Genomic DNA, 3,237 nt, shown 5'->3' with positions numbered 1-3,237 from the left:
TTCGGTAGTTTTTTCATCGCTCCATCCTCTCAAAGGTTGGAGTCTCCGAGAAACCCGGGGCGGTTCACTCCGTAAAATATTTGACCATGTCTTCGATCGTTCCATACTCTGCTCTTTCGGCGTTATGAGCCGCGCGCCGCTGACCTATTCGTCCCTGCTGGAAACTGGAACGGATCTCCGCAATTTCATTGGCCCGGCTCAGGTTTGAGAGTTCAAACAATAATATATTGAGAGATTGATAGTGACTTCCTTGAACGTTGCTTGCTGTTGTCTCTGTCAAGGCAATAGACCGAGTTGCCGGATGCCCAAAGGAATGGCCGATCTCACTGTCTGGCACGATCCTTATCGTGACACCACCTTCGCCCGCAACTGCGTTCATTCTTTTTCTAAAAGTGCTTGATGCCTTGTAAATTTCTTCTGCCATTGTCAGCAGATGGTCGATGCGCGGATCTTCGTCAGGATTTCTTACTTGCGCAATAACATTGCGCCAGCTGGTATCCGTGGTCCTGTAAAGCGGCGTTTCCGAGTTCAGACCTAGGTTTCGCATTGGGTCAAAGCGATCAAGAAAATCATCTCGTGCCTCAGCGGAAAGTTGATACACCGAGGTTAGGCCTTGACCGCCTACACTGTGCACCGGTGTGGACGAACCCGATACATGTCGAGGGCTTACTGGCGGACTATATACATAATGGGAGCTGGAAGTACCACAAATATTACCCATAAACAACACCCCTCAATTAAAATCGAACATTTTTTTAATTTCAGCTGCTACGCCTAGCAAGTTCTCAAACACCTCTCGCATCTGGACGTTATCAACCTCCAGCAAAGGGGTACGCGCATGTAACTCTCCAATTTTTTTGCTATTCAAACCCAGTGTAAAGAAAGGCTTTCTAAAACTGAAACTGTTGAGATAAAGTATACTAATCAACGTATCGGCATCAGTTTTATGGAGCTGACCGATTTCGGCCACGAAATACACCCAGCGAAATTTGTCTTGGTAAATTTTGATTGAGACGCCGGTATTAAATTCAAAACAATAAATTTCGTGCTCATGTTTCTTCTCAGGAAAACTAGGCATGCCATAGTCGTTTGCGAGCCCATCGATTAAGCGGTCGAATGAATTTTTCATGGGGTCCCCTTAGATATTGAGCCAGCTGAGTGGTACGACACCCTATTGAAGTTCCACCAACTGTTCCTGTATAGGGGGTGTAAGCCGGAACCCCAGAAAATTCCGTCGGAAAACGTCACCTGAGCGGTTCACGGCTGCTTTTGCTATCCGACACGGTTTTCCGTACATGTTTTGGCCGCTCAATCAAACAGTTTTCGGCTTGGCGACGTCGCAGCCGGAAAATAACTGTTTGGCGTCAATCCGCACCAGTACTGGCTTCCCGCCCATGATGGAAATTTCGGCGGTTCCGGCTTACAACCCCCATAACAGCTGCTCGCGCTTACGATGCAAAACCGTATGTGAAAATGGGTGCGCCTTACTTTCAGATCAAGGGCGTGCTGCGTCGGCACGGTATCCAGGCGTTCAGTAGCAATTTTGGGCTCTCACGCGCTGGCTACGAGCTTATTAACGCTGGTGATTTTCTTGTTCCAGACCATTTCGTAATGGCTTGATTGGATAATCGAATCAACATGTCGAGGGGTAGTCAGCGCCCAACAGGTATCGGCAGGCGAGCGAACGGAGCGATAGCGCAGACCCGAGGCTTTGGCCTTCCTCACTTCGCGGCCGAGCGCTCTTGAGGCGCTGTAATCGTTTGGAGCATATATCGCGTCCGTCAGAGACAGCACAGTTGCGTCCAGTACACCCACCTCGTCGAATTCGCAGGTCAGACCACGGAATACGAAACGCTCGTAGTTCAGCTCTTGCACTTTGCTCCAGTATATTTCTTGGTGATGACGTACTTCGGCGATGGCCGTATCCATGGAGGCAGCCAGGTAAAGCATGCCGAACGAGCCATCGCTGAAGCGGGAGCCGTCAGGGTTCACGTGTGTGAACGGCGCGGTGGCGTAGGAGCAGCCAGTGATGCCGAAAGGTATTTCGCTGCGAGGGATCAGGTTGAGGTCGCCTACCTCGTTCTGCAGACGGGGATTCGTCAGGGCCTGAACTTGGTAAAGGATATCGAACTCGTCAGCGCTGGCCACGTCATCGAACAAGGCAATCGGAGGAAACTTGGAGTTCACCAAGCGGTATGACTTGATGCTCCCTCCCCCGCGCAGCACATTCAGATCAGCAGCGCTTACCATTGGGCACCTCGTAACACGTCAATGCGACGGAAAGTCTCGTACAGGTTGATGAATGAGCCTGTGGACATGATTTCCAGCGGGGCTCTGCCATCAAAAAATTCGTTGTCGTTGGCCATTCGTGGAAAGCCATAGACGTTTTCTGGGTTGTCGAAGATTGTTCTCAGCGCACCATGTACGTTCAGGATAAGGCTGATACGTGCAATTTGATCATTATCCAAGCTCACGGAACGACCTTGATCCTTGGCGCGCGAGTAGGTGCTGCGTGATATACGAAGGGTGTTCTCGATATCCTTAGGTGTCGCTTTCCATCGCTCCATGATCGTCACTGCGGTGCGTAGTGCCACCGCGCCAGCATCCTTGGTGGATGGTGCACGTGCAGTAGTCGATTGGCTCATGTTCACCACTCCCAGTTTATGGTCTGTAGATTACAATATACATCAATATGATCTACAGATAAATTCGGGTAGTGGTTTTCCAGTTCTGTTAGCTCTGTGGCTGTCCAAAACGAATTGATGCATGGGTGTAACGACCTGCAATCGAAATGGCCTCGACCTGCAATCATCGCGTTTTTCGACCAGGATTGATTGCGTCTATTCGAGCCAGCAAACCGAGATTATTTGCGAATGAACCTGCATTCATCTGATTCGACCTGCAATCGACCGTCATGAACCGGAATTGACTGCGAGTGAGCGCACGCCGTTTCTGTCTCATTCGAGTACACCCTTGCGGGACGCGTGTCTGAGGCGTTTTTTATGTCTCAATAGGGTTGATTTTCATTTTTAATATAGTACTTTCACAAAATCTAGAGCCTAAAGAGACAAAAGCGCTATTGGGGGTAGAGGGCTGAATCTTGTGACCGCCACTATGGTGCTCTGGAACTCAGGGTTTGGGAGTAACGAAACAGAATGTGCACTTAGCTGTCAACGCCAACTAAAAAGTGACCCCCTTCCGTGCTAAATCGCCAACTTAGTTTTGACCCCCCTCGGG

At 49.8% G+C, this 3,237-nt stretch carries 3 protein-coding genes and 1 pseudogene; all 4 read right to left on the bottom strand.

From position 1 onward, the window contains the following. Positions 1-67 precede the first annotated feature (67 nt). Positions 68-721 (bottom strand): annotated as a pseudogene (locus AO277_RS12205) (AvrPphF family type III effector); the annotation flags it as partial. Between the two features lie 12 nt (positions 722-733). Beyond that, a complete protein-coding gene (locus AO277_RS12200; protein ID WP_044320128.1) occupies positions 734-1,129 on the bottom strand; it encodes a CesT family type III secretion system chaperone in 396 nt (131 codons plus the stop codon). A 422-nt stretch (positions 1,130-1,551) separates the two neighbouring features. Next, on the bottom strand, positions 1,552-2,250 hold the full coding sequence (locus AO277_RS12195) for an RES family NAD+ phosphorylase (protein ID WP_044320127.1): 699 nt from the start codon (positions 2,248-2,250) through the stop codon (positions 1,552-1,554). Then, entirely contained in the window at positions 2,244-2,645 is a 402-nt protein-coding gene (locus tag AO277_RS12190; RefSeq protein WP_044320126.1) for an antitoxin Xre-like helix-turn-helix domain-containing protein, read from the bottom strand. Before AO277_RS12190 ends, AO277_RS12195 begins: the two co-directional genes overlap by 7 nt. Between the last annotated feature and the right edge of the window lie 592 nt (positions 2,646-3,237).

The sequence above is a fragment of the Pseudomonas amygdali genome (genome assembly GCF_002699855.1).
GTDB lineage: Bacteria > Pseudomonadota > Gammaproteobacteria > Pseudomonadales > Pseudomonadaceae > Aquipseudomonas > Aquipseudomonas amygdali.
This window is presented reverse-complemented; position numbering and strand designations above follow the sequence as displayed.

Coding starts and splice junctions, on each gene's coding strand:
- AO277_RS12190 (WP_044320126.1), bottom strand. CDS start 2,645: ATGAGCCAATCGACTACTGCACGTGCACCATCCACCAAGGATGCTGGC.
- AO277_RS12195 (WP_044320127.1), bottom strand. CDS start 2,250: ATGGTAAGCGCTGCTGATCTGAATGTGCTGCGCGGGGGAGGGAGCATC.
- AO277_RS12200 (WP_044320128.1), bottom strand. CDS start 1,129: ATGAAAAATTCATTCGACCGCTTAATCGATGGGCTCGCAAACGACTAT.